General features: G+C 67.8%; 17 protein-coding genes and 1 pseudogene. 10 read left to right on the top strand and 8 right to left on the bottom strand.

The window, feature by feature from the left end; genetic code table 11:
- The first annotated feature begins 5 nt into the window (after positions 1-5).
- Positions 6-536: a GNAT family N-acetyltransferase gene (locus tag N5D20_RS08410; RefSeq protein ID WP_049437233.1), complete on the top strand. Its 531-nt coding sequence runs from the start codon at positions 6-8 to the stop codon at positions 534-536.
- Positions 529-1761, top strand: a complete 1233-nt coding sequence (locus N5D20_RS08415; RefSeq protein WP_010484557.1) for a TraB/GumN family protein — start codon at positions 529-531, stop codon at positions 1759-1761. Before N5D20_RS08410 ends, N5D20_RS08415 begins: the two co-directional genes overlap by 8 nt.
- A 184-nt stretch (positions 1762-1945) precedes the next feature.
- On the opposite strand, the gene N5D20_RS08420 is transcribed toward N5D20_RS08415, so the two are convergent.
- From N5D20_RS08420 to N5D20_RS08430, 3 genes and pseudogenes are all read right to left on the bottom strand, one after another.
- Complete coding sequence (locus N5D20_RS08420; RefSeq protein ID WP_197578693.1) at positions 1946-5032, bottom strand: efflux RND transporter permease subunit; 3087 nt, start codon at positions 5030-5032, stop codon at positions 1946-1948.
- A pseudogene (locus N5D20_RS08425) lies at positions 5029-8484 on the bottom strand (efflux RND transporter permease subunit); the annotation flags it as partial. The gene N5D20_RS08420 and the pseudogene N5D20_RS08425, both read right to left, overlap by 4 nt.
- 62 nt (positions 8485-8546) lie before the next feature.
- On the bottom strand, positions 8547-9698 hold the full coding sequence (locus N5D20_RS08430) for an efflux RND transporter periplasmic adaptor subunit (RefSeq protein WP_197578695.1): 1152 nt from the start codon (positions 9696-9698) through the stop codon (positions 8547-8549).
- A 205-nt stretch (positions 9699-9903) separates the two neighbouring features.
- Between N5D20_RS08430 and N5D20_RS08435 the strand changes: the two genes are divergently transcribed.
- Both N5D20_RS08435 and N5D20_RS08440 read left to right on the top strand, forming a co-directional pair.
- A complete protein-coding gene (locus tag N5D20_RS08435; RefSeq protein WP_197578696.1) occupies positions 9904-10275 on the top strand; it encodes a c-type cytochrome in 372 nt (123 codons plus the stop codon).
- A gap of 9 nt (positions 10276-10284) precedes the next feature.
- Positions 10285-10746 (top strand): cytochrome c, encoded by a 462-nt coding sequence (locus N5D20_RS08440; RefSeq protein WP_197578697.1) that lies wholly within the window; start codon positions 10285-10287, stop codon positions 10744-10746.
- Positions 10747-10985: 239 nt separating this feature from the next.
- Here N5D20_RS08440 and N5D20_RS08445 read toward each other — a convergent pair whose 3' ends face one another.
- Both N5D20_RS08445 and N5D20_RS08450 read right to left on the bottom strand, forming a co-directional pair.
- Complete coding sequence (locus tag N5D20_RS08445) at positions 10986-12866, bottom strand: ATP-binding cassette domain-containing protein (protein ID WP_197578698.1); 1881 nt, start codon at positions 12864-12866, stop codon at positions 10986-10988.
- 348 nt (positions 12867-13214) lie between these two features.
- On the bottom strand, positions 13215-14090 hold the full coding sequence (locus N5D20_RS08450) for a LysR family transcriptional regulator (RefSeq protein WP_049437239.1): 876 nt from the start codon (positions 14088-14090) through the stop codon (positions 13215-13217).
- A gap of 102 nt (positions 14091-14192) precedes the next feature.
- Between N5D20_RS08450 and N5D20_RS08455 the strand changes: the two genes are divergently transcribed.
- Both N5D20_RS08455 and dbpA read left to right on the top strand, forming a co-directional pair.
- On the top strand, positions 14193-15272 hold the full coding sequence (locus N5D20_RS08455) for a YeiH family protein (RefSeq protein ID WP_197578699.1): 1080 nt from the start codon (positions 14193-14195) through the stop codon (positions 15270-15272).
- Between the two features lie 85 nt (positions 15273-15357).
- Entirely contained in the window at positions 15358-16734 is a 1377-nt protein-coding gene (dbpA, locus tag N5D20_RS08460) for an ATP-dependent RNA helicase DbpA (protein ID WP_197578700.1), read from the top strand.
- A gap of 125 nt (positions 16735-16859) precedes the next feature.
- Here the strand turns inward: dbpA and N5D20_RS08465 are convergent, their stop codons facing one another.
- The 3 genes from N5D20_RS08465 to queG all read right to left on the bottom strand — a co-directional run bounded on the left by N5D20_RS08465 (position 16860) and on the right by queG (position 20435).
- Positions 16860-17396, bottom strand: a complete 537-nt coding sequence (locus tag N5D20_RS08465; RefSeq protein ID WP_049457836.1) for an adenine phosphoribosyltransferase — start codon at positions 17394-17396, stop codon at positions 16860-16862.
- Positions 17397-17988: 592 nt separating this feature from the next.
- Complete coding sequence (gene xseA / locus N5D20_RS08470) at positions 17989-19320, bottom strand: exodeoxyribonuclease VII large subunit (RefSeq protein ID WP_197578459.1); 1332 nt, start codon at positions 19318-19320, stop codon at positions 17989-17991.
- Positions 19321-19364: 44 nt separating this feature from the next.
- On the bottom strand, positions 19365-20435 hold the full coding sequence (gene queG / locus N5D20_RS08475; protein WP_049437400.1) for a tRNA epoxyqueuosine(34) reductase QueG: 1071 nt from the start codon (positions 20433-20435) through the stop codon (positions 19365-19367).
- Between the two features lie 23 nt (positions 20436-20458).
- Here queG and N5D20_RS08480 point away from each other — a divergent pair, with 23 nt between their 5' ends.
- The 4 genes from N5D20_RS08480 to mutL all read left to right on the top strand — a co-directional run bounded on the left by N5D20_RS08480 (position 20459) and on the right by mutL (position 26065).
- Positions 20459-21943, top strand: a complete 1485-nt coding sequence (locus N5D20_RS08480; protein ID WP_197578458.1) for an NAD(P)H-hydrate dehydratase — start codon at positions 20459-20461, stop codon at positions 21941-21943.
- Positions 21940-22422 carry a tRNA (adenosine(37)-N6)-threonylcarbamoyltransferase complex ATPase subunit type 1 TsaE gene (gene tsaE, locus N5D20_RS08485; RefSeq protein ID WP_197578457.1) on the top strand — a complete coding sequence of 161 codons (483 nt, stop codon included), beginning with the start codon at positions 21940-21942 and terminating at the stop codon, positions 22420-22422. The genes N5D20_RS08480 and tsaE overlap by 4 nt, the downstream gene beginning before the upstream one ends.
- An 82-nt stretch (positions 22423-22504) precedes the next feature.
- Positions 22505-24067, top strand: coding sequence for an N-acetylmuramoyl-L-alanine amidase (locus tag N5D20_RS08490; protein ID WP_054172197.1), 1563 nt, complete (start codon positions 22505-22507; stop codon positions 24065-24067).
- Between the two features lie 93 nt (positions 24068-24160).
- Positions 24161-26065, top strand: coding sequence for a DNA mismatch repair endonuclease MutL (mutL, locus tag N5D20_RS08495; protein ID WP_197578456.1), 1905 nt, complete (start codon positions 24161-24163; stop codon positions 26063-26065).
- Positions 26066-26076 lie beyond the last annotated feature (11 nt).

A 26076-nucleotide genomic window follows, 5' to 3' on the forward strand; every position in this document is an offset into this window, starting at 1 on the left:
CGCGCATGGCCGTCCTCATCCGTGATGCCGGCCCGGCCGACATCGCCGCGATCACTGCAATCTATGCGGTGGAAGTGACCGACTTCGTCAACACCTACGAGTACGACATCCCGGACGCGACCGAGATGCTGCGCCGCATGCGCGACATCATCGATCGCGGCTTCCCCTACCTGGTCGCCGAGATCGACGGCCAGGTGGCCGGCTATGCCTATGCCAACACCTACCGCACCCGCGTCGCCTACCAGTGGACCGTGGAAAACTCGGTCTACGTCGATGCCGGCTTCCAGGGCAAGGGCGTCGGCACCGGCCTGCTGCAGGCCCTGATCGACGCCTGCGTGGCGCGTGGCTACCGGCAGATGGTGGCGGTGATCGGCGAACCGACCAATACCGCTTCAATCAAGCTGCACGAACGCTTCGGCTTCGAGCTGGTCGGCGTGTTCCGTGGCCTCGGCCGCAAGCACGGCCGCTGGCTGGATACCGTGCAGATGCAGCGCGCGCTCGGCGACGGCGCCGACACCGCACCTTCCAATGAATGAACCCATGACCGAAACCCTTCCCGAGACCGGCGACGACCTGTTCGCCGGCCAGCCGGTACGCGTCGTCGAACGCGACGGTGTGCGCTACACCCTGCTGGGCACTGCCCACGTTTCGCGCGCCAGCGTCGAGGCGGTGGAAAAAGCCATCGACAGCGGCCGCTTCGATGCGGTGGCCGTTGAACTGGACCCGCAGCGCCTGCAGGCACTGAGCGATCCGGACACGCTGGCCAAGCTCGACCTGGTCGAGGTGATCCGCAAGGGCCGCGTCGCCCTGTTCGCGGCCAACCTGGCGCTGTCCGCCTACCAGCGCCGCTTGGCCGAACAGCTGGACATCGAGCCGGGCGCCGAACTGAAGCGCGCGGTGGAACTGGCCCGCGAACGCGACCTGCCGGTGCACCTGATCGACCGCGAGGTCGGCCTGACCTTCCGCCGCGCCTCGCAGCGGCTGGGTTTCTTCGGCAAGCTGAAGCTGGTCGCCGGCCTCGGCGCCGGCCTGTTCTCGTCCGAGGAAGTGGGCGAGAACGAGATCGAGAAGCTCAAGCAGGGCGACATGCTGGAATCGAGCTTCGGTGAGTTCGCCAGCGAGAGCCCAGCGCTGTACGAGACCATCATCGGCGAGCGTGACCGTTACATGGCCACGCGCCTGCGCGAGGAGCACAACCCGCAGCAGCGTGAAGTGCTGGCGGTTGTCGGTGCGGGTCACCTTGCAGGGCTGGCGCGTTACCTGGAAACCGACACCGAGGCACCGGCGCCGCTGCGCGCCGAGCTGGAAGCGGTACCGAAGAAGCGCAACATTCCGTGGTTCACGCTGGGCATCCTGGCCATTGTGGCGACCGGCATCGGCGTGGGCTTCTACCGCGGCGGCCTCGGCGTCGGTACCGAACTGCTGGCGACCTGGGCGATGTATACCGGCGGCCTGGCGGGCCTGGGCTGCCTGCTGGCCGGCGGCCATCCGCTGAGCATCCTCACTGCCATCGCGGTGGCGCCGTTCAAGCCGTTCCGCCTGAGCATCCCCACCGGCGCGTTCTCGGCGCTGGTGGAAGCGCGCCTGCGCAAGCCGGCCTACGAGGACTTCCTCAAGCTGCGCGACGACGCGCAGAGCCTGAAAGGCTGGTACCGCAACCGCGTCACCCGCGTGGTGCTGACCTTCATGCTGACCAACATCGGCAGCATGCTCGGCCTGTGGCTGACCACCTTCAAGGTGTGGGGCAAGGTCGCGGGGTAGGCCTTTCAACCGGCCACAGAATCTGTAGCGCCCGAGCCCATGCTCGGGCGACGCCGCGACGCGGCGAACAGCAGCCGAGCATCGGCTCGGCTCTACATGGGAAAACACACGCGGCGAACGAAAAAAAGGGGGAGGCCGCCCCACTACGACCGGCCTCCCCCACACCACAACACGTTGACGTGTATTACAGCCGGGCAGCGCCCGGCTCTACCATCTCCAGGCCGCGTGCACGGCGGATCAGCCGCGTCACGGCATTGCGCAGGTCATCCAGCACCGCGTAGATGGTCGGCAGGAACAGCAGGCTGACCACGGTCGAGAACGCCAGGCCGCCAGCAATCGCGCGCGCCATCGGCGCGTACTCCGGGCCATTGCCGAACATCTGCGTGTTGGTCAGCGAGATCGGCACCATCGCCAGGATCGCCGTGCCCATGGTCATCATGATCGGGCGCAATCGCTCGCGTGAGCCCTCCACCAGCGCCTGCGTGCGTCCCATGCCGCCGCGCCGCAGGTTGTTGATGTGCTCGATCATCACGATGCCGTTGTTCACCACCACGCCCATCAGTACCAGGATGCCGATGAAGGACATGATCCCGAACGAGGTGCCGGTGATCCAGAACAGCCAGAACACGCCGAAGATCGAGAACAGCACGCCACTCATGATTGCCGCCGGGAACAGCAGCGACTCGAACACCGCCGCCATCACCACGTAGATCATCACCAGCGCGATCAACAGGTTGAACACCATCTGCTGCATCGCTTCGTCATCGTTGCCGTAGTCACCGCCATCGAAGGTGAAGCCATAGCCGGCCGGGAAGTTCATCGGCTTGAGCACCGACTCCATCGCCTTGCGGCCATCCGGTGCGGTGACCTTCTCGGCCAGGTTGGCCTTGATGGTCAGCGTGGTCTGGCGGTTGGTGCGGCCGATCTGGGTGGCCGACGAGCCGACGTCAACGGTGACCAGGCTCAGTAGTGGCACGGTGCGGCCATCGCCGGTGCGCACGCTGAAGCCGGCCAGGTCTTCCGGGCTGCTCTGCTCGGCGCCAGCGAAGCGCACCCATACCGGTACTTCGTTGTCGCCGCGGCGGAACTCGCGCATCGGCGCACCGCGCAGCGCCAGGCCGACGAAGCTCGCCACCTGCTCGGCATTGAAACCAAACGCCGCCGCACGCTCGCGGTCAACGCGCACCTTCAGCTCGCCGCCCTTCTCGCCATTGTCGATGCGCACATCGCGCAGCTCGGCGCGCTGGGCCAGCAGCGGCACTACTTCCTGGCCGATCTCCTGCAGCATCGAACTGGAGTCGCCGACCAGCTGCACCTGCACGCCCTGGTTGCCGCCACCACCGCCGTCGCCACCCTGGTTGCCGACGAAGTAGTCGGTGCGGGCCGACTTCGGCAGGCCCTTGCGCAGTTCTTCCTGCAGCGCCTTGATGTCCTTGGCGTACTTCTCGTCCAGGGTGACCACGGTCGAGCTGCCTTCCTGCTCGCTGTACCAGGAATAGACCTGCTTGACGTGCAGGCGTTCACGGTTGGCGTCGATCCAGTTCTCCACCCGCGCCACTTCCTCGGACATCTGCCGGTAGGTGTAGGCGCCCTTCCACATGTAGCCGATGAAGATGTCCTTGCCGCCGTCACCACCGAACATGTCGATCTTGGTCAGCTTCATCGGCACCAGGCTGACCAGCACCACCAGCAGAATGCCGAGCAGGCTCCAGCCACGATGATGCAGCGACCAGTCCAGCAGCCTGGCGTAGCGGCGCTGCAGGCGCGCGATCATGCCGGTCTGCGAGTGCACCAGCTTGGGCGTGGCCATGCGCGCGGACAGCATCGGGATCAGGCTGACCGCGACCAGCCACGAGGCCAGCAGCGAGACCGAGATGGTGATCGCGATCTGCGCCATGAAGATGCTGATGTTGTTGGTCTCGCCGAACAGGTTCGGCACGAACACGATGCAGTGGCACAGCGTGCCGGCGCTGAGCGCGATGGCCACGTTGCGGGTGCCGATGATCGAGGCCAGCCGCGGCTGCCCCGGTAGGCGCTCGCGCTCCTGGTAGATGCTCTCCACCACCACCACGGCGTTGTCGACCAGCATGCCCACCGCCAGCAGCAGGCCCATCATGGTCAGGATGTTCAGCGTCACCCCGACGAAGTACATGAAGCCCAGGGTGATGGTGAAGCAGATTGGAATGGCCAGGGTCACCATCAGCGTCGATGGCCAGTGGCGCAGGAAGAAGAACAGCACCGTCACCGACAGGATCAGGCCGACCGCACCGGCCTCGGCCAGCTCCAGCAGCGAGGAGGTCACCGCCTTGCCCTGGTTGTCGATCACTTTGATCTGCACGTCGCGCATCGACGGCTCCGCGCGGATCGATTCGACCTCGGCCAGCGCCGCGCGCGAGACTTCCACCAGGTTGGCGCTGCGTTCCTTGAAGATGTCCAGGCCGACCGCCGGGTTGCCGTCCAGGCGACGCCCGTAGTTCATCCGCGCCGGTTTCAGGCGCACGTCGGCGATGTCGCCCAGGCGCAGGCCCTTGGCGTTGATCACCAGGTCACGCATTTCCTGCAGGTCGGTGATCTCGCCTACCGGCTGCACGCGCACGCGCTGGCCGTTATCGTCGATCTGCCCGGCCGAGATCGAGAAGTTCAGCGTGCGCAGGCGCTCGCTCAGCTCATTGATGCTCAGACCGTGCGCGTTGAGGCGGTTCGGATCGATGGCGATCTCCACCTCGTTCGGCGGTGCGCCGGTGATGTCGACGCGGGCCACGCCGGGGATGCGCTCGATGCGCCGCTTGAACTCGCGGTCGAGCATGTCGTACGCGGTGGTCAGGTCGGTGGTGCTGGCCAGGCGCACCTTCAGCACCGGCTGGTCACTGCTGGACCACTTGAACACGTTGTAGCGCTGCAGGTCGTCCGGCAGGTCGCTGCGGATCGCATCGATGCGCTCGCGCGCGTCGGACGCGGCGATGGCGATGTCGCGGTCCCAGTCGCTGAACTCGATGAAGATCAGCGCCGCTTCGGAGGTGGCCGACGAACGCATGCGCTTGATGCCGGTCATCGTCGCCAGCGATTCCTCCACCGGGCGGATGATGGTCCGCTCCACTTCCTCCGGCGTCGAACCGGTGTACGGAATCTGCACGAACAGGAACGGCGCGGAGATGTCCGGCAGCGCTTCCAGCGGCAGCCGGAACGAGGCGATCAGGCCGATCACCACCAGTGACACGAAACACATGATGGTGGTGACCGGGCGGCGGATGGAGAACTCGGCAACACTCATGCCGGTTCCTCCGCACCCGCCGCGCTGCCCGCCGCACCCGGCTCGATCTCACCGGCGTGCTTGCGGCCACGCTCGCGGTAATAGGCATCGCCGCGGCGATCCATCAGGTCGTACACCACCGGGATCACCAGCAGGGTCAGCAGGGTCGACACCAGCAGGCCACCGATCACGGTGATCGCCATCGGCGCGCGTACTTCGGCGCCCTCGCCCATCGCCACCGCCAGCGGCAGGAACCCAAACAGCGTGCACAGCGTGGTCATGATGATCGGCCGCAGGCGCGAACGTGCGCCCTCTACCAGCGCCTCATGCTTGGCCACGCCGGCCTCGCGCAGCTGGTTGACCTTGTCGATCAGGATGATCGCGTTCTTGGTGACCAGGCCGACCAGCAGGATCAAGCCGATGAACACCACCACCGAGATGGGCTTGCCGGTCAGCATCAGTGCCAGGATCGCGCCGACCAGCGCCAGCGGGATGGTGAACAGGATCACGAACGGATGCAGCAGCGACTCGAACTGCGAGGCCATCACCAGGTAGACCAGGAAGATCGCCAGGCCGAAGGCGAAGATCAGCGACTTCGCCGCCTGCGCCAGCTCCTCACCCTGGCCGCCGATGTGCAGGCCGACACCCGCGCCCAGCGGTTGCTCGGCCACCATCTGCTGCACTTCACGCATGGCCGCACCCAGATCGATGTCGCGCAGGTTGGCCGAGACCACGGCCACGCGGGTCTGGTCGGCACGATGGATCTCGCTGGGGCCGGTGGTGGCAACCACTTCGGCAACCGCGTCCAGCGTCACCGGACGGGTACTGCCGGGATTGACGATCAGGCGACGGATGCTTTCCACGCTGGCACGATCACCTTCCTGTGCACGCACCAGCACGTCGATCTTGCGGTCGCGGAAGCTGTAACGGGTGGCGACATCACCGCGCACCTTCTTGACCACCACATCAGCGATCTGGCGCGTGGTCAGGCCCAGCGCACCCGCGCGTTCCTGGTCGAAGCGGATCTGGATTTCCGGGAAGCCCTCCTCCACCGTCGACTTCACGTCGGCGTAGTGCGCGTTGCCGCGCAGCATCGCCGCCAGGCGCTGGCCGGCCACTTCCAGGGTCGCCATGTCCTGCCCGCGCAGCTCGATTTCCAGCGGCGTGGAGAAGCTGAACAACGCCGGGCGCGCGAAGTCGACCTGTGCACCCGGATGCTGGCCCATGGTGTCACGCAGGCGCTCGGTGATCTCCGCTTCGGTACGTGCATTGCCGCCGCCTTCCATCACCACGGTCAGCTTGCCGATGTTCTCGCCGCTTTCGGTCGGGCTGGCATCCAGGCGGGTGCCGCTGCCACTGACGCCATACAGCGAGGCAACCCCCTCGCCGTTGCCGTGGGCCAGCTGCAGCTCGCGCACCAGCGCATCGGTCTGCTTCAGCGGCGTGCCGGCCGGCAGCTTCACCGTCATTTCGAAGCGGTCCTGCGCCAGCTGCGGAATCAGGTCGGCACCGAGCATCGGCACCAGCGCCATGGTCGCCACGAAGATGATCGAGGCCACGCCCAGCACCTTGCCCGGATGCGCCAGCGCACTTGGCAGCAGCCGCAGGTAGCCGCGCTCGGCACCCGCATAGGGCTTCATCGCCAGATCGCTGGCCTTGCGCATCACCGGACCGACCACCGCCACCACGCCACGCCACGCCCGCACGACCAGCCAGGCCAGTGCATAGAAGCTCCAGCGCGCGGTCGCCACGGCACCACGGCGACCCAGCGCCACCGGCTTCTGCCAGCGGTTCTGCGGCTGCCACGGCTCGTTCGGTGCCTCTTCCGGGAACGCCAGCGGCGGCCGTCCCTTCAGCGAGCTCAGCATCGGGATCAGCGTCATCGACACCAGCAGCGAGATCGCAATGGCGATCGCCACGGTCAGTGCCTGGTCGCGGAACAGCTGGCCGGCGATGCCGTCGACGAACACCAGCGGCAGGAACACCGCGATGGTGGTCAGGGTCGAGGCGACCACCGCCATGCTCACTTCGCGGGTACCAACGATGGCCGCCTGCAGGATGCCCAGGCCACGCTCGCGGGCCTTGGCGATGCTCTCCAGCACCACGATCGAGTCGTCCACCACCAGGCCGGTGGCCAGTGCCAAACCGCCCAGCGACATCACGTTCAAGCTGAGGCCGAGCTGGCCCATGAAGAAGAACGTGGCGATGATCGAGACCGGCAACGACAGGCTGATCACGAACGTGCTCCAGCCATCGCGCAGGAACAGGAAGATGATCAGGATCGCCAGCAGGCCGCCAATCACCGCATCCTTCTTGACGTCGGCGATGGCGTGCTCGATGAAGCGTGACTGGTCCTCGATGGTGGTCATCTCGACGTCGGACGGGAACGTGCCCTTGATCTGCTCCAGGCGCTTGCGCAGCGCTTCGGCGGTGGACACGGTATTGGCGTCGCCTTCCTTGTAGATCGCCAGTTCGACCGATTCCTTGCCACCCAGGCGGATCACCGCTTCGCGTTCCTTGTAGCCCTGGCGCACGGTGGCCACATCCTTCAGGCGCACCGGCACACCGTTGGCGACCACGCTGGAACCACCGCCGGAGGACGCGCTCTGCGCCGCCGACGCCGCCGCGATCGCGGCCGCCGAACCGGTCGATGCGGCGATGTTGAACATCTGCTGCAGTGCCGAGTCGGCCGCGCTGCCATTGGCGGCCTGGGTGGTCACCAGCAGGTTGCGGATTTCCTCCAGGTCGGCGAACTGGTTGACGGTGCGCACCAGGAAGCGCTGCGAACCCTCCTCCAGGCGACCGCCGGAGATGTTGATGTTCTCGTCCTTCAGGCGCTTGATGACGGTGTCGATCGGCAGGTTCAGCTGCGCCAGCTTCTGCTGGTCGATGTCGACCTGGATCTCGTCTTCCAGGCCACCGCCGACCTTGACCGCTGCGACGCCGGTGACCGGCTCCAGCTTCTTCTTCAGGTCTTCATCGGCATAGCGGCGCAGGCCGGTCAGCTCGCGGATCGCGTCGGCATCGCTGGCCGGTGCCACCTTGTTCGACAGCACCAGGCGCATGATCGGCTCGGTGGACGGATTGAAGCGCAGCAGCACCGGGGCCTTGGCCTCCAGTGGCAGGTTCAGCGCTTCCATCTTGTCGCGCACCTCCAGGCTGGCCTGGTCCATGTTGGTGCCCCAGGCGAACTCCAGCACCACGTCGCTCTGGCCGGTGCGCGAGACCGACTTCAGCTTGCGCAGGTTCTTGACCACGCCCACCGCTTCTTCGACCGGCTGGGTGATCAGGGTTTCGATTTCGGTCGGCGCCGCACCGGTGTACTCGGTGCGCACGGTCAGCGTCGGGTAGCTCAGGTCGGGCAGCAGGTTGACCTTGAGGTTGCCCAGCGCGATCAGCCCGAACAGCAGCAGGGTGACCGTGCACATGGCGATGGTCACGCGGCGGCGGGTGGCGAATTCCACCAGGCCGCCGCGCATGCCGGCGGCGGCGCCGTCGCTCGCCGGCGAGGCACCGTGGTCGTGGCCCGGGGCGGTCATTGCTTGCTCCCGGCCTTGTCTGCCGGCTTGGCGGCCGCTGCGACCGTCTTCGCCTTTGCCTTCGGATCAGCGATCACCTGCACTGCGGTGCCGTCGCGCAGCGCGACCTTGCCGGCGGTGACCACCTGATCACCGGCCGCCAGGCCATCACGGATCTCCACCCACGGGCCCTCGGCGTAACCCAGCTTGACCGGAACGCGTGCGACCTTGCCTTCGCGCACCCGGAACACCGCCGGCTCACCGTCGTCGAGCAGCGCCAGGCGCGGCACCACCAGCGCATCGGTACGCTGGTCGTAATCGATGCGGATGCGCCCGAACATGCCGGGCTGCAGCGCGTGGGCGGCGCCGTCGAAGGCGCTGACCACGCGAAACGTGCCGCTGCCCGAATCCACCACCGGCGCGATGCGGTCGACGGTGCCGGTGAAGCTCTGGCCCGGCAGTGCATCGGCGGCCAGGGTTACCGGCTGACCGGCGCGCAACGTGGCCAGCTCGCGCTCGGGCACGTTGAGGGTGGCCTCCAGCCGCGAGTTGTCGACGATGCGGAAGATCGGGGTGTTGATCTGCACGAAGTTGCCGGTCTTGATCGAGCGCGAGGCGATCACGCCGGAGATCGGCGCCACCACCGTGGTGTAGGACAGTTCCAGCGTGGCCAGGCGGTACTGCGCGCGGACGTTCTCCAGGTCGAAACGCAGCTGGTCGACATCGGCGGCGCTGACCATCTGCTGGCCCACCAGCTTCTGAGCGCGCTGGTAGTTGTTCTCCAGCTTGCGCATCTGCGCTTCGCTCTGGGCAACGGCCAGGCGTGCGCGGTCCGGATCCAGGCGCACCAGCGGCTGGCCGGCGGTGACGCGCTGGCCTTCCTCGACCAGCACCGCCAGCGCCACGCCCGAGGTCTTTGCGACCACCTGCGACTCGGCGCGCGGCTCCAGCGCGGCGGTACCCGTGTAGCTGGCAGCGACCGCACGGTGACTGGCGACCGCCACTTCGACCGGCACCGCGTCGACCTTCTTCTCCTCCTTGGTCTCGGCGGCCTTGGCTTCGGAATTGGGCCCTGCGGCGCAACCGCCCAGCAGCAGGGAGGTGGAGATCAGCAGTGCGGCAACGCAGATTCCGCTGCGACGGCCGGACAGGAAGAATGGGTGCGACATCGTCAGGTCCCTGATGGATGCGTGGACAGGTGTGGTAGCAAAGTAATGCACCACTTCACGGCAACACCATATCCCAAAGGTCATGGTGCCTTCACGCCACCGGTGGGAACGACCCCATTTCAGCTAGATGAAACCTGAGGCTATACTCGGGTCGTTCCGTACCCCACGCCGGAACGACCAGACCCGAATCCCCGGAAACGACACCATGCGCCCGCAGCCGCTCGCCGCTTGTCTCGCTCTGGCCGTCCTCCTGCCCCTTGGGGCCGCCGCACAGCCCGCTCCTGCTCCTGCCACACCGGCCCCGGCCCCGGCGCCCGCCGCCCCCACCGGCAACTTCGACAATGGCCGTGTCCTGGCCTACACCTGTCAGGGCTGCCACGGGATCACCGGCTACAAGAACGCCTACCCCAGCTACCGGGTGCCGAAGATCGGCGGCCAGACCCAGCAGTACCTGGCCCAGGCCCTGACCGAATACCGCCAGGGCAAGCGCCGGCATCCGACGATGCAGGCGCAGTCGATGAGTTTCAGCGAACAGGAGATCGCCGATCTCTCTGTTTACCTGTCCACCGTCAAGTAAGGCCCGCCCATGTCGAAAGCCGCGCATCCGATGCGTCACGCCATCGCCCTGTCCGTTGCCCTGCTGCTGGCGGCCTGTTCGCAGTCGCAGGTGGAAAACAGCGAGAAATCCGCCGCCGACCCGGGCCATGCCAGCGGCGAACACAGCTCTTCGTCTTCGGCCGGCCTGCCCGCAGGCCGCGAGGCCGCCGGTGAAGCCCGCGCCAAGGTGAAGGGCAAGGCCACCAACCAGAGCTGCATCGACTGCCACGGGGCCGACGGCAACGCGCCGATCGACCCGACCTACCCCAAGCTGGGCGGGCAGTACGGTGACTACCTGGCGCACGCGCTGCAGGCCTACCGCGCCGGTGACCGCCAGCACATGCTGATGACGCCGCAGGCGAAGGACCTGAGTGACCAGGACATCGCCGATCTGGCGGCGTACTTCGGCAGCCGGCCCAGCCAGCTGCGGGATCTGCACGGGGTTAAATGACCGCCCCCCCCCGATGGGTGCGGAATCCGCTTTGGTGGGTGCGGACCCTGGTCCGCACTGCGGGTGATATCCACGCATGGCGTGGATCTACCAGCCGAGCGTAGGCTCGGCTCTACAACGTCCGCTGGCATGCCTCGGTAGAGCCGAGCCTACGCTCGGCTGCTCTCCGGTCAGATCACGACGAGCCGAACGCGGGTTCGGATCTACATCAATCGGGCACTGCTGGCGCCGACCGATACTCAACCTTCCAGCTCTTCCCAGCGCGCGTACGCGGCATCCAGCTCGGCCTGCACCTTGGCCAGCTGCTGGGTGTGCGCGGTCACTTCGACGCTGCTGCGGGTGTAGAACGACGGGTCGTTCATCGCCGAGGTCAGCCCTTCGACATCGCCTTCCAGCTTCTCGATGGTCTTCGGCAGCTGCTCAAGCTCGCGGGCTTCCTTGTAGGCCAGCTTGCGCTTGGGGGCAGCCGGAGCAGCGGCCGTGGCGGCCGGTGCAGCCGCCGCAGGCTTGGCTGCCGGGGCCGCGGCAGGCGCTGCGATGCTGGCCGCATAACGCTGCCAGTCGCTGTAACCGCCCACGTACTCGCCGATCACGCCGTCGCCTTCCATCACCAGCGTGGAGGTCACCACGTTGTCGATGAAGTCACGGTCGTGGCTGACCAGCAGCAGCGTGCCGGTGTACTCGCCCAGCAGCTCTTCCAGCAACTCCAGGGTTTCCACGTCGAGGTCGTTGGTCGGTTCGTCCATCACCAGCAGGTTGGACGGCTGCGCGAACAGCTTGGCCAGCAGCAGGCGGTTGCGCTCGCCACCGGACAGGCGGGTGATCGGCGCACGCGCGCGTTCCGGGGTGAACATGAAGTCCTGCAGGTAGGCATGCACATGCTTGCGCTTGCCGTTGAACTCGAGGAAATCGCGGCCTTCGGCCACGTTCTCGATCGCGCTCCAGTCTTCGCGCAGCACCGCGCGGTACTGGTCGAAGTACGCGATCTGCAGATTGGTGCCGGCATTGACTTCGCCCTTGGCCGGCTGCAGTTCACCCAGCAGCAGCTTCAGCAGCGTGGTCTTGCCGCTGCCGTTGGGGCCGATCAGGCCGATGCGGTCGCCACGCAGGATGGTGGTGGTGAAGTCGCGGACCATGGTGCGCTCGCCGAAGGCGAACGAAATGTCCTTGACATCGATGACCTTCTTGCCGGAGCTGACGCCCTGCGCGGCTTCCATCTTGACGTTGCCGCTGAGGTCGCGGCGCTGCGAGCGCTCGGTGCGCATCGCCTTCAGGCGGCGCACGCGGCCTTCGTCGCGGGTGCGACGCGCCTTGATGCCCTGTCGGATCCACACTTCTTCCTGCGCCAGCAGCTTGTCGAAGCGCGCGTTTTCCTGCGCCTGTGCGTTGAGGCGTTCCTCGCGGCGGCGCTCGTAGTTGGCCCAGTCGCCCGGCCAGCTGGTGACCTGGCCGCGATCGATCTCAACGATGCGGGTGGCCAGCGCACGCAGGAAGCGGCGATCGTGGGTGACGAACACCACGCTGCCGCTCCAGCCCTTCAGGAACGCTTCGAGCCAGTCGATGGCTTCGATGTCGAGGTGGTTGGTCGGTTCGTCCAGCAGCAGGACGTCCGGGCTGGACACGAGCGCGCGGGCCAGCAGCACGCGGCGCTTCATGCCGCCGGACAGGCGACCGAACTCGGCCTCGCCGTCCAGGTCGAGCTTGGTCAGGGTTTCGCTGACGCGCTGGTCCAGGCCCCAGCCGTTGGCGGCGTCGATCTTGGCCTGCACGTTGCCGAGGGCTTCGCCGTCGAATACCTCGGCATGGCTCAGGTGGTGGAACTCGGCCAGCCACTGGCCCAGTTCGCCGAGGCCATCGGCGACGACGTCGAACACCGAGCCGGCCGCGCCGTGCGGCACTTCCTGCTCCAGGCGGGTGACACGCACGCCCTGCTGCACGCGGACTTCGCCGTCATCGGGCTTGTGGTCGCCGGACAGCAGCTTGAGCAGGGTGGATTTGCCGGCGCCGTTGCGGCCGATCAGGGCGATGCGTTCGCCCGGCTCGATCGACAGTTCGGCCTTTTCCAGCAACAACGGGCCGCCGACGCTGAAGTCGACGTTCTGTAGGGTAATCAGAGGCATCCGGATATTGTACGGGTTGGGGGCGTCGGCCGGGTTGCACCCGGCACCCGCAGAGGCAACGTCAACCGCCAAAGCAACAGCTGAAGCGGGTTTCCTGTGGGCTGGCGAGGCGGTGTGGGTCTGCAGGACACGCCGTAAACCCATCCTTGGGGGCTCGATGGCGCCATCCGTGGCGCCAACGGTCCTGCAAACCCACACCGCCCCGCCTCTGACAGCTTCCCGCGATCTGTCGGAACGGCATTCTGCTCTGGTGGGTGTCGAACTTGGTCGACACGGTAGATCCACGCCATGCGTGGATGAACGCTGGAGGGACTGTCGATGGATGGGATCCACTGGGGTTCTGATGGATTACCCCACCTCCCCCAACAACGCCTGCAACCCCGGCAACCATTGCTTGCCCGGGTGGCGGACCAGCCACAGGGTGCGTTGCAGGGCGGGCAACGGGGTTTCGAGCACACGCAGGCGGCCCAGGGCCAGGGGCTCTTCCAGCGCGTGACGCGAAAGACAGGCCAGGCCGAGGCCGGCGATGGCGGCCTGCTTGATTGCTTCGGTATTGCCCAGTTGCAGGGTCTGGGCGAAGCCGCGCAGATGCGGCAGCAGGGCCTGTTCGACGGCTTCGCGGGTGCCGGAGCCGGGCTCGCGCAGCAGCCAGCGTGCGCGGCGCAGTTCATCCAGCGACCAGCGCGCGGGGGTGTCGGCGGCAGCCACGATCACCAGCGGATCCTGCTGCCAGGCCGTGACCTGCAGGCCGCGTTCGTGGCAGGGGCCTTCGATCAGGCCGGCGTCGACGTCCAGGCGCTGCACGGCGGCGACAACGCCGGCACTGTTGTCGATGCGCAGATCGACCTCGGCCTGTGGCGCCTGGCGCAGCAGTTCGGCGATGCGTGGCGGCAGCAGGTAATTGCCGATGGTGGTACTGGCCGCCAGCACCAGCCGCAGCGGCGCGCCCTGCGACGGGTCGCCGCCGGCGGCCAGCTGCCGCTCCAGATCGGCGGCGTTGACCAGCAAGGTACGCGCCGGCTCCAGCAGTGCGCGGCCGTGCCCGTTCAGCGCCAGGCGGCGGCCGATGCGGTCGAACAGCGGGGTGCCGAAGTGGGCTTCCAACTCCTGCAGGGCGGCGCTGCTGGCCGATTGCGAAAGCGCGATGGCCTGGCCGGCGGCGGTAGTGCTGCCGTGATCGGCGATGGCGACGAAGACCTGCAACTGGCGCAAGGTCAGGCGCATGGCACTTACCTCCTTGATGGGTAGGTTTCACCCATATTATTCGTTTTACAGGTCATCGACTCAGGCGCACGCTTGCCCCATCTCTCCAGCGCTGCCCGTGCCATGAACGCCCCTGCCCTCTCCCCCTGGTCCCTGCCCGCCCTGCGCCAACGCTGGGAGCCGCGCCTGCCCGGCCTGCTGCTGGTGGGCCTGATCGCGGCGGCGTCGCTGTACCTGGCCGAGCTGCCCTGGTTGCAGGCACACGGCCTGAGTGCGCTGACCGTGGCCATCGTCGCCGGCATCGTGGTCGGCAACACGTTCTACCCGCGGCTGGCGCCGAGCAGCGCGGCCGGTGTCGGCTTTTCCAAGCACTGGCTGCTGCGCGCTGGCATCGTGCTGTACGGCCTGCGCCTGACCTTCCAGGACATCGGCCATGTCGGCGTCACTGGCGTGCTGATGGACGTGCTGGTGGTCGCCAGCACCTTCGGCCTGGCCTGCTGGCTTGGTGTGCGCGTGTTCAAGATGGAGCGTGAGGCAGCGATGCTGATCGGTGCTGGCAGCGCGATCTGCGGTGCGGCAGCGGTGATGGCCGCCGAACCGGTGGTGCGCGGCCGCGCTGCACAGGTCACGGTCGCGGTCTCTACGGTGGTGGTGTTCGGCACGCTGGCGATGTTCCTGTATCCGGCGTTGTATGCACTGGTGCAGTCGCACGGCTGGCTGGCAATGGACGCGCGCGAATACGGTCTGTTCACCGGTGCGACGGTGCATGAAGTGGCACAGGTGGTGGCGGCAGGCCGCGCGGTCAACGAAGCGGCGGCCGACACGGCGGTGATCACCAAGATGGTGCGGGTGATGCTGCTGGCACCGTTCCTGGTCGCACTGTCGCTGTGGCTGGCGCGCGGCGGCAAGGCCAGCGCCGACGGCAGCAAGGCGCGCATCGTGGTGCCGTGGTTCGCGTTCGGTTTCGTGGCGGTGGCCGGTTTCAACTCGCTGCATCTGCTGCCGGCGGGCCTGCAGGCCGGGCTGGTGCAGCTGGATACCGTGCTGCTGGCGATGGCGATGGCCGCGCTGGGCCTGACCACCCACGTCTCGGCACTGCGCCAGGCGGGCCTGAAGCCGCTGCTGCTGGCGCTGATCCTGTTCGCCTGGCTGCTGTTTGGGGGGCTGGCGATTCATCAGGGCGTGTTGGCGGTGCTGGGCTGAGGAAGAGCGTGCCGACCAAGGTCGGCACCCACATGGATGAAGGCCCTGTGGCAGGGAGCGGCCGCGCGGACGGGTACAATGCGCCATGACTGACTTCTCGACCCTGCCGCTGAGCCCGGCCCTGCAGCCCGGCCTGGACGCCCTCGGCTACACCACCCTCACCCCCGTGCAGGCGCAGAGCCTGCCGGCCATCCTGGATGGCTGCGATGTGATCGCACAGGCGCCGACCGGCAGCGGCAAGACCGCCGCCTTCGGCCTCGGCCTGCTGCAGGCCATCGACCCCAGCCTGATCCGCGTGCAGGCGCTGGTGCTGTGCCCGACCCGCGAACTGGCCGACCAGGTCGGCAAGCAGATCCGCAAGCTGGCCACCGGCATTCCGAATCTGAAGCTGTTGCTGCTGGTGGGCGGCGTGCCGCTGGGCCCGCAGTTGGCGTCGCTGGAAGGCCATGACCCGCACGTGGTGGTCGGTACGCCCGGCCGCGTGCAGGAGCTGGCACGCAAGCGCGCGCTGAATCTTGGCGCGGTGCGCACGCTGGTGCTGGACGAAGCCGACCGCATGCTCGACATGGGCTTCGAGGAGCCGATCCGCGAGATCGCCGGCCGCACCCACAAGGACCGCCAGAGCCTGCTGTTCTCCGCCACCTTCCCCGACAGCATCCGCGCCATGGCGCGTGACCTGCTGCGCGATGCGGTGGAAGTGACCGTGGAAGGCGCAGACCAGGCCCCGGCCATCCGCCACCTGTTCTGCGAGGTGGAACCGGCACACCGCCAGAAGGCGCTTGCCGGCCTGCTGCTGAAGTACACGCCGGAATCGGCGGTAGTGTTCTGCAACACCCGCAAGGACGTGGACGAAGTGGCCAACTCGCTGCAGCAGTTCGGCTTCTCGGCACTGGCCCTGCATGGCGACATGGAACAGCGCGATCGCGAGGAAGTGCTGTTGCTGCTGGCCAACCGCAGCTGCAACGTGCTGGTCGCCAGCGACGTGGCCGCACGTGGCCTGGACGTGGAAGAGCTGGCCGCGGTGATCAACTACGAGCTGCCGACCGACGTGGAGAGCTACCAGCACCGCGTGGGCCGTACCGGCCGTGCCGGTGCCAGCGGCCTGGCGATCAGCCTGGTGGCTGGTCGTGAAAAGACCCGCGCCGAAGCCATCGAAGCGCACATGGGGCAACCGCTGGATTGGCAGAAGACACCGCTGGCGACCGCGCGCCCGGCCGAGCTGCCGCAGGCCGCGATGCGCACGCTGCGCATCGACGGTGGCAAGACCGACAAGCTGCGCCCGGGCGACATCCTCGGCGCACTGACCGGCGACGCCGGCCTGTCGAGCAAGTTCATCGGCAAGATCGCGATCTTCCCGACCCGCTCCTACGTGGCGATCGCCCGCGAGCAGGCCAACAAGGCCGTGGCCAAGCTGGAAGCCGGCAAGATCAAGGGCCGTCGCTTCCGCGTGCGAATGATGTGATTGAAGCAGCGTTGCCAACCACGGTTGGCAACGACCTGACCTGGTAGCGGCCAACCTTGGTTGGCCCATTCCGTAGCGTCAGTCGCGAAAGGTGCTGCCAACCTTGGTTGGCACCCATCGATCGATCAGAACACCAATTCAGTATGCAGCGGCAGGTCCGCTTCCCAGCGCGCGCGGCCGCCGAGGCCGTCCAGCTCGACCAGCACGCCGGCACCGACCACGTCAACACCCAGGCGGCGCACCAGCGACAACGCGGCGACCAGCGTGCCGCCCGTGGCCAGCACGTCGTCGATGATCGCCACGCGGGCACCGGCCGGCAGCGCATCAGCGTGCACTTCGATGCAGTCGCTGCGGTATTCCAGCGTGTATTCCTCGCGCAGCACCTGACCCGGCAGCTTGCCCGGCTTGCGCACCGGCACGAAGCCCACGCCCAGTTCCAGCGCCATGGCGGCACCGAGGATGAAACCACGCGATTCGATGCCAACCACCGCGTCCAGCTTCTGGTCGCGCCAACGGTCGGCCATCGCGGTGATGGCACCGCGGAAGTCCTCGCCATGGGCGAGCAGCGGCATGATGTCCTTGAAGAGGATGCCGGGCTTGGGGAAGTCGGCGATGTCGCGCAGGCGGGAGGCCCACTGCGGAGCGACGAGGGCGTCGGTCATGTCACGTTGGTTGTCTGATGGCGGCATAGGGTACCTGTTCCGGGCGCCGGCTGCCTGTTGGGGGTGTCGGCCGGGCTGCGCCCGGCACCTGCCGAGGCTTCAAGCAACGGCAACAGCAGAAGCTGGTCTCCTGTGGGATGGCGGGGTGGTTCCGGTTGCGGGAGACGCCGTAAACCCGTCCATGGGGGCTTGGCCGCGGCATCCATGCCGCGGACACTCCCGCAACCGGACCCACCCCGCCTTCGACAGATTTCTGCGACCTGCTGTAGATCCACGCCATGCGCGGATGCTTTTCGATCTCGATTCGAAATATTCGATTCCGATGGAGATTCATCCACACATGCGTGGATCTACCGTGTCGACCAAGGTCGACACCTACCAACAGCCACCGGAATCTGTCAGAGGTGGGGCGGTGTCGGAGTGCGGGGTGTCAGCCGCATGGATGCGGCTGCCAAGCCTACAAGGACGTACTTGCGGCGTCCCCGCACTCCGACATCGCCCCGCCATCCCACGGAATGCCTGCTTTTGACGTTGACGTTGCCTTGGCTTGAAGCCTCTGTGGGTGCAGGGCGCAGCCCTGCCGAACAACCCTCTACTTGACCTGCACGTCGATCACGCCGTCGCCGACGCGCGCCTGCAGCGCATCGCCAGGCTGCACCTGGTCGACCTTCCGTACCAGGGTGCCATCGTCACTGCGGGTCAGGATGCTGTAGCCACGGGCCACGGTCGCCAGCGGGCTGACCGCTTCCAGCGAACGCGCCAGCCCGCGCAGGCGCAGTGCATCGCGTTCCAGCAGGCGCTGCATTGCAGCCTGCGGACGCCCACGCAGGGCGGCGAGGCGGCGCTGCATCGCGTCGAGCTGGCGCTGCGGATGGTGCCCGCGCAACATCGCCGCTGCATGGCGCAGGCATGCGGCACGGCGTTCCTGCTGCTGGTTGAACGCGGCATGCAGGCGCCGGCCCAGGTCCAGCTGGCGGCGACGCAGCAGATCCAGCCTGGCCTGCGGGCTCTGTGCGTTGAGGCGCAGCAGCGCGCGATCGGCGCGCTGCATGGCCTGCTGCATTGTGTGCCGCTGCAACTGCACCATGCGTGCCGCCGTGCGGCGCAGGCGCAGCGCCAGTTCGCGCTGGTCCGGCACCAGCAGTTCGGCGGCCACCGATGGTGTCGGCGCGCGCAGGTCGGCGGCGAAGTCGCTCAGGCTGAAGTCGGTTTCGTGGCCAACCGCCGACACCACCGGGGTGCGGCTGGCGGCGATCGCACGGGCCAGTGCTTCATCGTTGAAGGCCCACAGGTCTTCCAGCGAACCGCCGCCGCGGGTCAGCAGGATCACGTCGTAGCGACCACTTGCATCGGCGGCCTCCAGCAGGCGGGTGATCTGTGCAGCGGCGCTGCTGCCCTGCACCAGGGTCGGCAGCAGGTCCACTTCCAGCAGCGGGAAGCGGCGGGCCAGTACGCTCAGTACATCGCGCACGGCGGCGCCGGTGGGCGAGGTGATCACCGCCAGGCGCTGCACGTGCGCCGGCATCGGCCGCTTTCGCGCCGGGTCGAACAGGCCCTCGGCCTCCAGGCGTGCCTTCAGCTCTTCGAAGGCGCGGCGCAATGCGCCTTCGCCGGCTTCCTCCATGTGGTCCAGCACCATCTGGTACTCGCCACGGGCGTCATACAGGGTCACCTTGCCGCGCACCAGCACGCGCATGCCTTCGCGCGGCACGAACTTCAGGTACTGCGCCTTCATCCGGAACATCGCCGCGCGCAGCTGTGCACGTGCGTCTTTCAGGGTGAAATACAGGTGCCCGGAAGAAGGACGCGCCACGCTGCCCAGCTCGGCCTCGACCCAGATCGCCGGGAAGCTGCCTTCCAGCAGGTCGCGGGCCAGGGTGTTGAGCTGGCTGGGAGTGAGGATGTCGTTGTTGCGTGGCTGCATGGGAACGGCGTGCTGCGGGCGGAACGGGGGCTCAGGATCGCACGTCAGCGCACCGTGTGCTGGCCCAGCGCCCACTGCACGTGTTCACGCACCAGTGGCGAGGGATCATCGACGCGGGTCTGCAACGCGGCCAGCGCTTCGGCCGAGGACGGTGCATTGCCCAGCGCCACGGCGATGTTGCGCAGCCAGCGCTCATGGCCGCTGCGCCGGATCGGGCTGCCTTCGGTGCGGCGCAGGAACTCGGCTTCATCCCAGGCGAACAGCTGGTCAAGCCGCGCGGTATCGAGGTTGTTGCGTGCGCGGAAATCGGCTTCGTCGGTACGCTTGGCGAACTTGTTCCAAGGGCAGACCAGTTGGCAGTCGTCACAGCCGTAGATGCGGTTGCCGATCAACGGGCGCATGTCTTCGGGAATGGCGCCGTCGTGCTCGATGGTCAGGTAGGAGATACAGCGTCGTGCATCCAGACGCTGCGGGCCGGTGATGGCCTGGGTCGGGCAGACATCGATGCAGCGCGTGCAGGTACCGCAATGTGCAGTGGCCGGGGCATCGATCGGCAGCGGGATATCGATGTAGATCTCGCCGATGAAGAACCATGAGCCGCCATGACGATCGATCAGGCAGGTGTGCTTGCCGATCCAGCCGAGACCGGCATTGCGCGCCAGTGCGCGTTCCAGAACGGGGGCCGAATCGACGAACACGCGGTAGCCCAGCGGTGCCACTTCATCGTTGATCTGCGTGGCCAGCTTCTGCAGGCGGTTGCGCATCAGCTTGTGGTAGTCGCGGCCCAGCGCGTAGCGCGCCACGTAGGCACGTCCCGGGTCGGCCAGGGTCGCCCAGGCTTCGGTGTCGTCCTTGTGGCTGTAGTCCATGCCCACCGAGATCACCCGTATGGTGCCGGGCAGCAGCTCCGCCGGGCGCGCGCGCAGGGTGCCGTGGCGCGCCATCCAGTCCATCGTGCCGTACAGGCCCTGGCCCAGCCAGTCGGCCAGGTGCGCTTCATCCTCGCCCAGCTCGATGCCGGCGATGCCGCAGCGCTGGAAGCCATGCGCACGGGCCAGTTCGCGGATGCGCTGCACGGCCTGGGCCGGATCGACAGGGGTGGGGGCAGGGGACATGTGCACCAGTATAAAATCCCTGCATGGCCAACCTTGCCGATCTGTTCGATTCCGCTGCCGCGCGTGCGCTTGATGCGCAGGCCTCGGCACTGGCTGCCGAGGGCGGCTGGGGCCTGATGGCGCAGGCCGGCCAGGCCGCCTGGCAGTGCCTGCTGCAGCACTGGCCGCAGGCGCGGCGGATCGGCGTGGTGGTCGGTGCGGGCAACAACGGTGGCGATGGCCATGTGCTGGCCCGTCACGCGCTGCAGGCCGGGCGTGAGGTGATGGTGATCGCCTTGCCGGGGAAGTCGCCGTCAACCGTGCTGGCACAGCGTGCAGCATCGGAATTCAGGTCCGGCGGCGGCACCATCACCGATTTCGCCGGCGTGCTGCCCGAGGCCGATATCTGGGTCGATGCCTTGTTCGGTCTGGGCTTCGATCGCGCGCCGGAAGGCGTGACGCAGGCGCTGATTGTCGCGCTCAACGCGCAGGCGGCACCGGTATTGGCGCTGGACGTGCCCAGTGGCGTCGATGCCGATCGCGGTGCCGTACCGGGCGTGGCCGTGAAGGCCGCTTTGACCCTGCAGTTCATCGCGCCGCATCGCGGGCTGTATACCGGCGACGCGCTGGATCATTGCGGCCAGAAGGCGCTGGCGCCGCTGCAGCTGCCCGCGGCCGCATGGCAGGGCGTGTCACCCGCCGCGGAGCACTGGACCCAGGCCCGCTTGCCGGCACTGCTGCCGCCGCGCCGCGCCAACACCCACAAGGGCGAATCCGGGCACGTGCTGTGCGTCGGCGGCAACCATGGCAGCGGCGGCGCCATCGCGATGGCGGCCGAGGCCGCGTTGCGTGCGGGCGCGGGATTGCTGAGCCTGGGTACCCGCCGCGATCACGTCGGCCCGTTGCTGGCGCGCCTGCCGGAGGCGATGACCCATGCGCTGGAAGACGGCGATGTGCTGCCGGCGCTGCTGGACAAGGCCAGGGTGGTGGCGATCGGGCCGGGCCTGGGCCAGGACGAATGGGCGCGCGCACTGTTTGCGCGGGTGCTGGCCAGCGCCAAGCCGCTGGTGGTCGATGCCGATGCACTGAACCTGCTGGCGCAGGATCCGCGCGCGCTGCCCGACGCCATCCTTACGCCACATCCGGGCGAGGCCGCGCGCCTGCTCGGCTGCAGTACCGCTGACATCCAGGCCGATCGCTACCGCTGTGCGCAGGCGTTGGCCGAACGCTTCCACGCCGTGGTGGTGCTGAAGGGCGCAGGCAGCATCGTGACGGCGCCCGGGCAGGCGCCACGGCTGATCGCTGCAGGCAATCCCGGCATGGCCGTGGGTGGCATGGGCGACCTGCTCACCGGCATCATCGCCAGCCTGCGCGCGCAGGGCCTTGCGGCCTTCGATGCCGCTGCGGCGGGCGCGTTGCTGCATGCGCTGGCCGGCGACGCGGCTGCCGCCGACGGCGCGCGCGGCCTGCTTCCTACTGATCTGCTGTCGCCGTTGCGGCGACTGGCCAACCCGGAACTCTCTCGATGATCGATTTCTTCCTTGCCGACAGCGATGCCACTGAACTGCTCGGGCAATGGCTGGCGGCCACCCGGCCGCCGCAGGCGCAGGTCGAACTGCGCGGCGACCTGGGCGCCGGCAAATCCACCACCGCACGCGCACTGCTGCGCGCGCTGGGCGTGCAGGGCGCGATCCGCAGCCCGACCTATACCCTGGTCGAGCGCTATCCGCTGGCCAGCGGTGGCGAGGCCTGGCATCTGGACCTGTACCGGATCGGCCAGGCCGGCGAACTCGATTTCCTGGGCCTGGACGAAGGCAGCGCGGTGTTGTGGCTGGTGGAATGGCCGGAACGCGGCGCTGGCGCGCTGCCGCCGACCGACCTGGTGGTGGCGCTGGAGATCGAGGGGCAGGGACGTCGCGTCCGCCTCACTGGCGCCAGCGACGTCGGACATGAATGGCTGAAACGGCTTCCCCAAGGGGCTGACTTGCAGGCCATTTCTGTCGGCTGACGAGAACAAAGACCGGCAGGTTACGGATTATTAAGGAAAAAGGTGTTGCATTCCGTTCAGCGCGGTGATTGAATCCTGAGCCATGCGCCCGGGGAACCGTCTCATCGCTATCTGTGCCGCCGTCGGACTGGGTCTGGCGAGCGTCAGTGCGTGGGCCGGTGAAGTCCGCCAGGTCCTGCTGAATACCGGCGCCACCGGCACCCGTGCCGAAATCTCGCTGGTAGGCAGTGGCGGTTACAAAACCCTGTCGCTGGCCGGACCGAACCGCCTGGTGGTCGATTTCCCGGACTCCAGCGCCATACGCAACCTGAAGATGCCGGCCGCGCAGGGCGTGGTTACGGCGGTGCGTACCGGACAGCCGGTGCCGGGCACCTTCCGTGTCGTTTTCGACCTCGCTGAATCGGTGGCGCCGTTCCGCCCGCAGATGCAGCGCGAGGGCAATGAATCCAAGCTGGTGATCGAATGGCCGGGCGATGGCCCGGCCGTGGCCGCCAGCCGTCCGGCAGCGACGCCGGCGGTGCAGCCGCAGGCACCGGTCAGCACGCCCGCACCGACGCCGGCGGAGAGCGCGCAGTCGCGTTCCGATGCCGCGCGTGCCACCGCGCTGCTGACTGCCCAGGTGCGCCAGCAGGCCAGTGCCACTGCCGCCGCGCCGGCCACGCCCACCCCGGCGCCGTCCACTGCACCGGCCCAGGTCGCGGCGGCCGGTACCGTGGCCAGCAGCTCGCCTTCTTCTTCGCCGGCCGCGATCCTGGCTGGGCAGCGCACCGCAGCGGTGGTGACCACGCCACCGGCCACGGTGCCCGCACCGGCACCGACGCCGGTGGAACCGCCGCGCCCGGCCATGCCCAGCGATGCGTCGCGCATCCGCATGCAGGCCGGCATGCGCCATCTGGTGGTGGCTATCGATCCGGGCCACGGCGGCCAGGATCCGGGCGCGATCGGCCCGACCGGCAAGCGCGAAAAGGATGTCACCCTGGCGGTGGCGCGTGAGCTTGCCCGCCAGGTCAATGCGACGCCGGGCCTGAAGGCGTACCTGACCCGCGACAGCGACGTGTTCATCCCGCTGCCGATGCGCGCGCAGAAGGCACGTGCGAACAAGGCCGACATCTTCATTTCGATCCATGCCGACGCGGCCGAAAACCGTTCGGCCACCGGTTCGTCGGTGTACGTGCTGTCGACCAAGGGTGCTTCTTCGCAGCGCGCCCGCTGGCTGGCGGACAAGGAAAACGCGGCTGACCTGGTCGGTGGCGTGCGCCTGCAGCAGACCGAAGGCACGCTTGCCAACGTCCTGCTGGACCTGGCCCAGAGCGGCTACATGAAGGCGTCCGAGGACGCGGCCGGCCACGTGCTGGGCGGCCTGAAGCGGATCGGTAACAACCACAAGCCGAACATCGAGCGCGCCAACTTCGCGGTGCTGCGCACCTCGGACATGCCGGCGATGCTGGTGGAAACCGCGTTCATCTCCAACCCGGATGAAGAGCGCCGCCTGATCGACCCGGCCTACCAGCGCAAGATCGCCGGTGCCGTGCTGGACGGTGTGCACACCTTCTTCAGCCGCCAGCCGCCGCCGGGGACGCTGTACGCCGCCCGCGCCCAGGCCGAGATCGACGCCGCCGGCACCATGGCCGGCGGAAGCAAGTAATCCGTTCCACGCGCCGGGTAGCGCCGGGCGATGCCCGGCGGACGTGTGGCTCCGCTATCATCGACCCATGAAGTCTGCTGCCATTCCTCTCCCATGAGCGCGCCCGGCCCGCGCCCGATCCGGCCGTTGCCGGAGATCCTGATCAACCAGATCGCCGCCGGCGAAGTGGTCGAACGTCCTGCGTCGGTGGTCAAGGAGCTGGTCGAGAACGCGATCGATGCCGGTGCCAGCCGCGTTGATATCGATCTTGAAGAGGGCGGTGTACGCCTGATCCGCATCCGCGACAACGGCAGTGGCATCGCGCCGGAACAGCTGCCGCTGGCGGTATCGCGCCATGCCACCAGCAAGATCGCCGATCTGGACGACCTCGAATCGGTGGCCACGCTCGGCTTCCGGGGTGAAGCGCTGCCGTCGATCGCCTCGGTCAGCCGTTTCACCCTGTCCTCGCGTCGCGCACATGACGAACACGGTTCGGCGCTGCAGATCGAAGGCGGCAAGATCGGTGAAGTGACCCCGCGCGCGCATGCGCCGGGCACCACGGTGGAAGTGCGCGAGCTGTTCTACAACGTCCCGGCGCGGCGCAAGTTCCTGCGCGCCGAGCGCACCGAGCTGGGCCATATCGAAGAATGGCTGCGTTCGCTGGCGCTGGCACGGCCGGATGTCGAACTGCGCGTGTCGCACAACGGCAAGGCCTCGCGCCGCTACAAGCCGGGCGATCTGTATTCCGATGCGCGATTGGCCGAAACGCTGGGCGAGGATTTCGCCAACCAGGCCGTGCGCGTCGACCACAGTGGTGCCGGCCTGCGCCTGCACGGCTGGATCGCGCAGCCGCATTATTCGCGCGCCAGTGCCGACCAGCAGTACCTGTACGTCAACGGCCGTTCGGTGCGCGACCGCAGTGTCGCCCATGCGGTGAAGATGGCTTACGGCGATGTGCTGTACCACGGCCGCCAGCCGGCCTATGTGCTGTTCCTTGAGCTCGACCCGACCCGCGTTGATGTCAACGTGCACCCGGCCAAGCACGAGGTGCGTTTCCGTGATTCGCGGCTGGTGCATGATTTTGTCTACCGCACGCTGAAGGATGCGCTGGCCGATACCCGTGCCGGCATGTCGGCGCAGGACATCGGTGTTGGTCCCGCACATCAGGTGGACGCCGCTGCCGCACCGATGGCATCGAGCGCAGGCGCCTCCGGTTTCGGTCTGGTCCGCGGTGCCGCACCGGGTGCCGGTTCGAGTGGCGGCGGTGGTGGATTCTCTGGCTGGCGCCCGCAACAGCCGCTGGGATTGCAGGTGGCCGATGCACCGGCTGCCTATGCCGCGCTGTATGCCGCACCGGCCGGCGCCGAGCGCGGTGCTGCGCTGCCGCCGATGCCGACCGAGAACGGACTGCCGGTCACCCGTGCCGACGCAGGCGTGCCGCCGCTGGGCTACGCGATCGCGCAGCTGCATGGCATCTACATCCTGGCCGAGAACGCCGAAGGCCTGATCGTGGTCGACATGCACGCGGCGCACGAGCGCATCGGCTACGAGCGGCTGAAGAACGCGCACGATGGCATCGGCCTGCAGTCGCAGCCGCTCCTGGTGCCGATCACGCTCGCGGTGGGCGAGCGCGAAGCCGACACCGCCGAGAGTGAAAGTGAAACCCTGGCCGCACTCGGCTTCGAAGTGACCCGTGCCGGCCCCGGTGCGCTGCACGTGCGCAGCATTCCGGCGCTGCTGGCGCATGCCGAACCGGAAGGCCTGCTGCGCGACGTGCTGACCGACCTGCGCGAACACGGCCAGAGCCGGCGCGTGGCGAGTGCACGCGATGAGCTGCTGTCGACCATGGCCTGCCATGGCGCGGTGCGTGCCAACCGACGGCTGACCGTGCCGGAAATGAACGCGCTGCTGCGCGACATGGAAATCACCGAACGGTCGGGCCAGTGCAACCACGGCCGGCCAACCTGGGCCCGTTTTTCGCTGGCGGAGATCGACCGCTGGTTCCTGCGCGGACGTTGAGGGGAGCATCG

The sequence above is a fragment of the Stenotrophomonas sp. GD03877 genome, from assembly GCF_029840555.1.
Lineage (GTDB): Bacteria > Pseudomonadota > Gammaproteobacteria > Xanthomonadales > Xanthomonadaceae > Stenotrophomonas > Stenotrophomonas geniculata.

Excerpts from the sequence above, each read along its gene's own strand:
- N5D20_RS08430 (WP_197578695.1), bottom strand. The coding sequence starts at position 9,698 with ATGTCGCACCCATTCTTCCTGTCCGGCCGTCGCAGCGGAATCTGCGTT.
- N5D20_RS08445 (WP_197578698.1), bottom strand. The coding sequence starts at position 12,866 with ATGCCTCTGATTACCCTACAGAACGTCGACTTCAGCGTCGGCGGCCCG.
- N5D20_RS08435 (WP_197578696.1), top strand. The coding sequence starts at position 9,904 with ATGCGCCCGCAGCCGCTCGCCGCTTGTCTCGCTCTGGCCGTCCTCCTG.
- N5D20_RS08410 (WP_049437233.1), top strand. The coding sequence starts at position 6 with ATGGCCGTCCTCATCCGTGATGCCGGCCCGGCCGACATCGCCGCGATC.
- dbpA (WP_197578700.1), top strand. The coding sequence starts at position 15,358 with ATGACTGACTTCTCGACCCTGCCGCTGAGCCCGGCCCTGCAGCCCGGC.
- xseA (WP_197578459.1), bottom strand. The coding sequence starts at position 19,320 with ATGCAGCCACGCAACAACGACATCCTCACTCCCAGCCAGCTCAACACC.
- N5D20_RS08455 (WP_197578699.1), top strand. The coding sequence starts at position 14,193 with ATGAACGCCCCTGCCCTCTCCCCCTGGTCCCTGCCCGCCCTGCGCCAA.
- N5D20_RS08440 (WP_197578697.1), top strand. The coding sequence starts at position 10,285 with ATGTCGAAAGCCGCGCATCCGATGCGTCACGCCATCGCCCTGTCCGTT.
- tsaE (WP_197578457.1), top strand. The coding sequence starts at position 21,940 with ATGATCGATTTCTTCCTTGCCGACAGCGATGCCACTGAACTGCTCGGG.
- N5D20_RS08420 (WP_197578693.1), bottom strand. The coding sequence starts at position 5,032 with ATGAGTGTTGCCGAGTTCTCCATCCGCCGCCCGGTCACCACCATCATG.
- mutL (WP_197578456.1), top strand. The coding sequence starts at position 24,161 with ATGAGCGCGCCCGGCCCGCGCCCGATCCGGCCGTTGCCGGAGATCCTG.
- N5D20_RS08490 (WP_054172197.1), top strand. The coding sequence starts at position 22,505 with ATGCGCCCGGGGAACCGTCTCATCGCTATCTGTGCCGCCGTCGGACTG.
- N5D20_RS08465 (WP_049457836.1), bottom strand. The coding sequence starts at position 17,396 with ATGACCGACGCCCTCGTCGCTCCGCAGTGGGCCTCCCGCCTGCGCGAC.
- queG (WP_049437400.1), bottom strand. The coding sequence starts at position 20,435 with ATGTCCCCTGCCCCCACCCCTGTCGATCCGGCCCAGGCCGTGCAGCGC.
- N5D20_RS08450 (WP_049437239.1), bottom strand. The coding sequence starts at position 14,090 with ATGCGCCTGACCTTGCGCCAGTTGCAGGTCTTCGTCGCCATCGCCGAT.
- N5D20_RS08415 (WP_010484557.1), top strand. The coding sequence starts at position 529 with ATGAATGAACCCATGACCGAAACCCTTCCCGAGACCGGCGACGACCTG.
- N5D20_RS08480 (WP_197578458.1), top strand. The coding sequence starts at position 20,459 with ATGGCCAACCTTGCCGATCTGTTCGATTCCGCTGCCGCGCGTGCGCTT.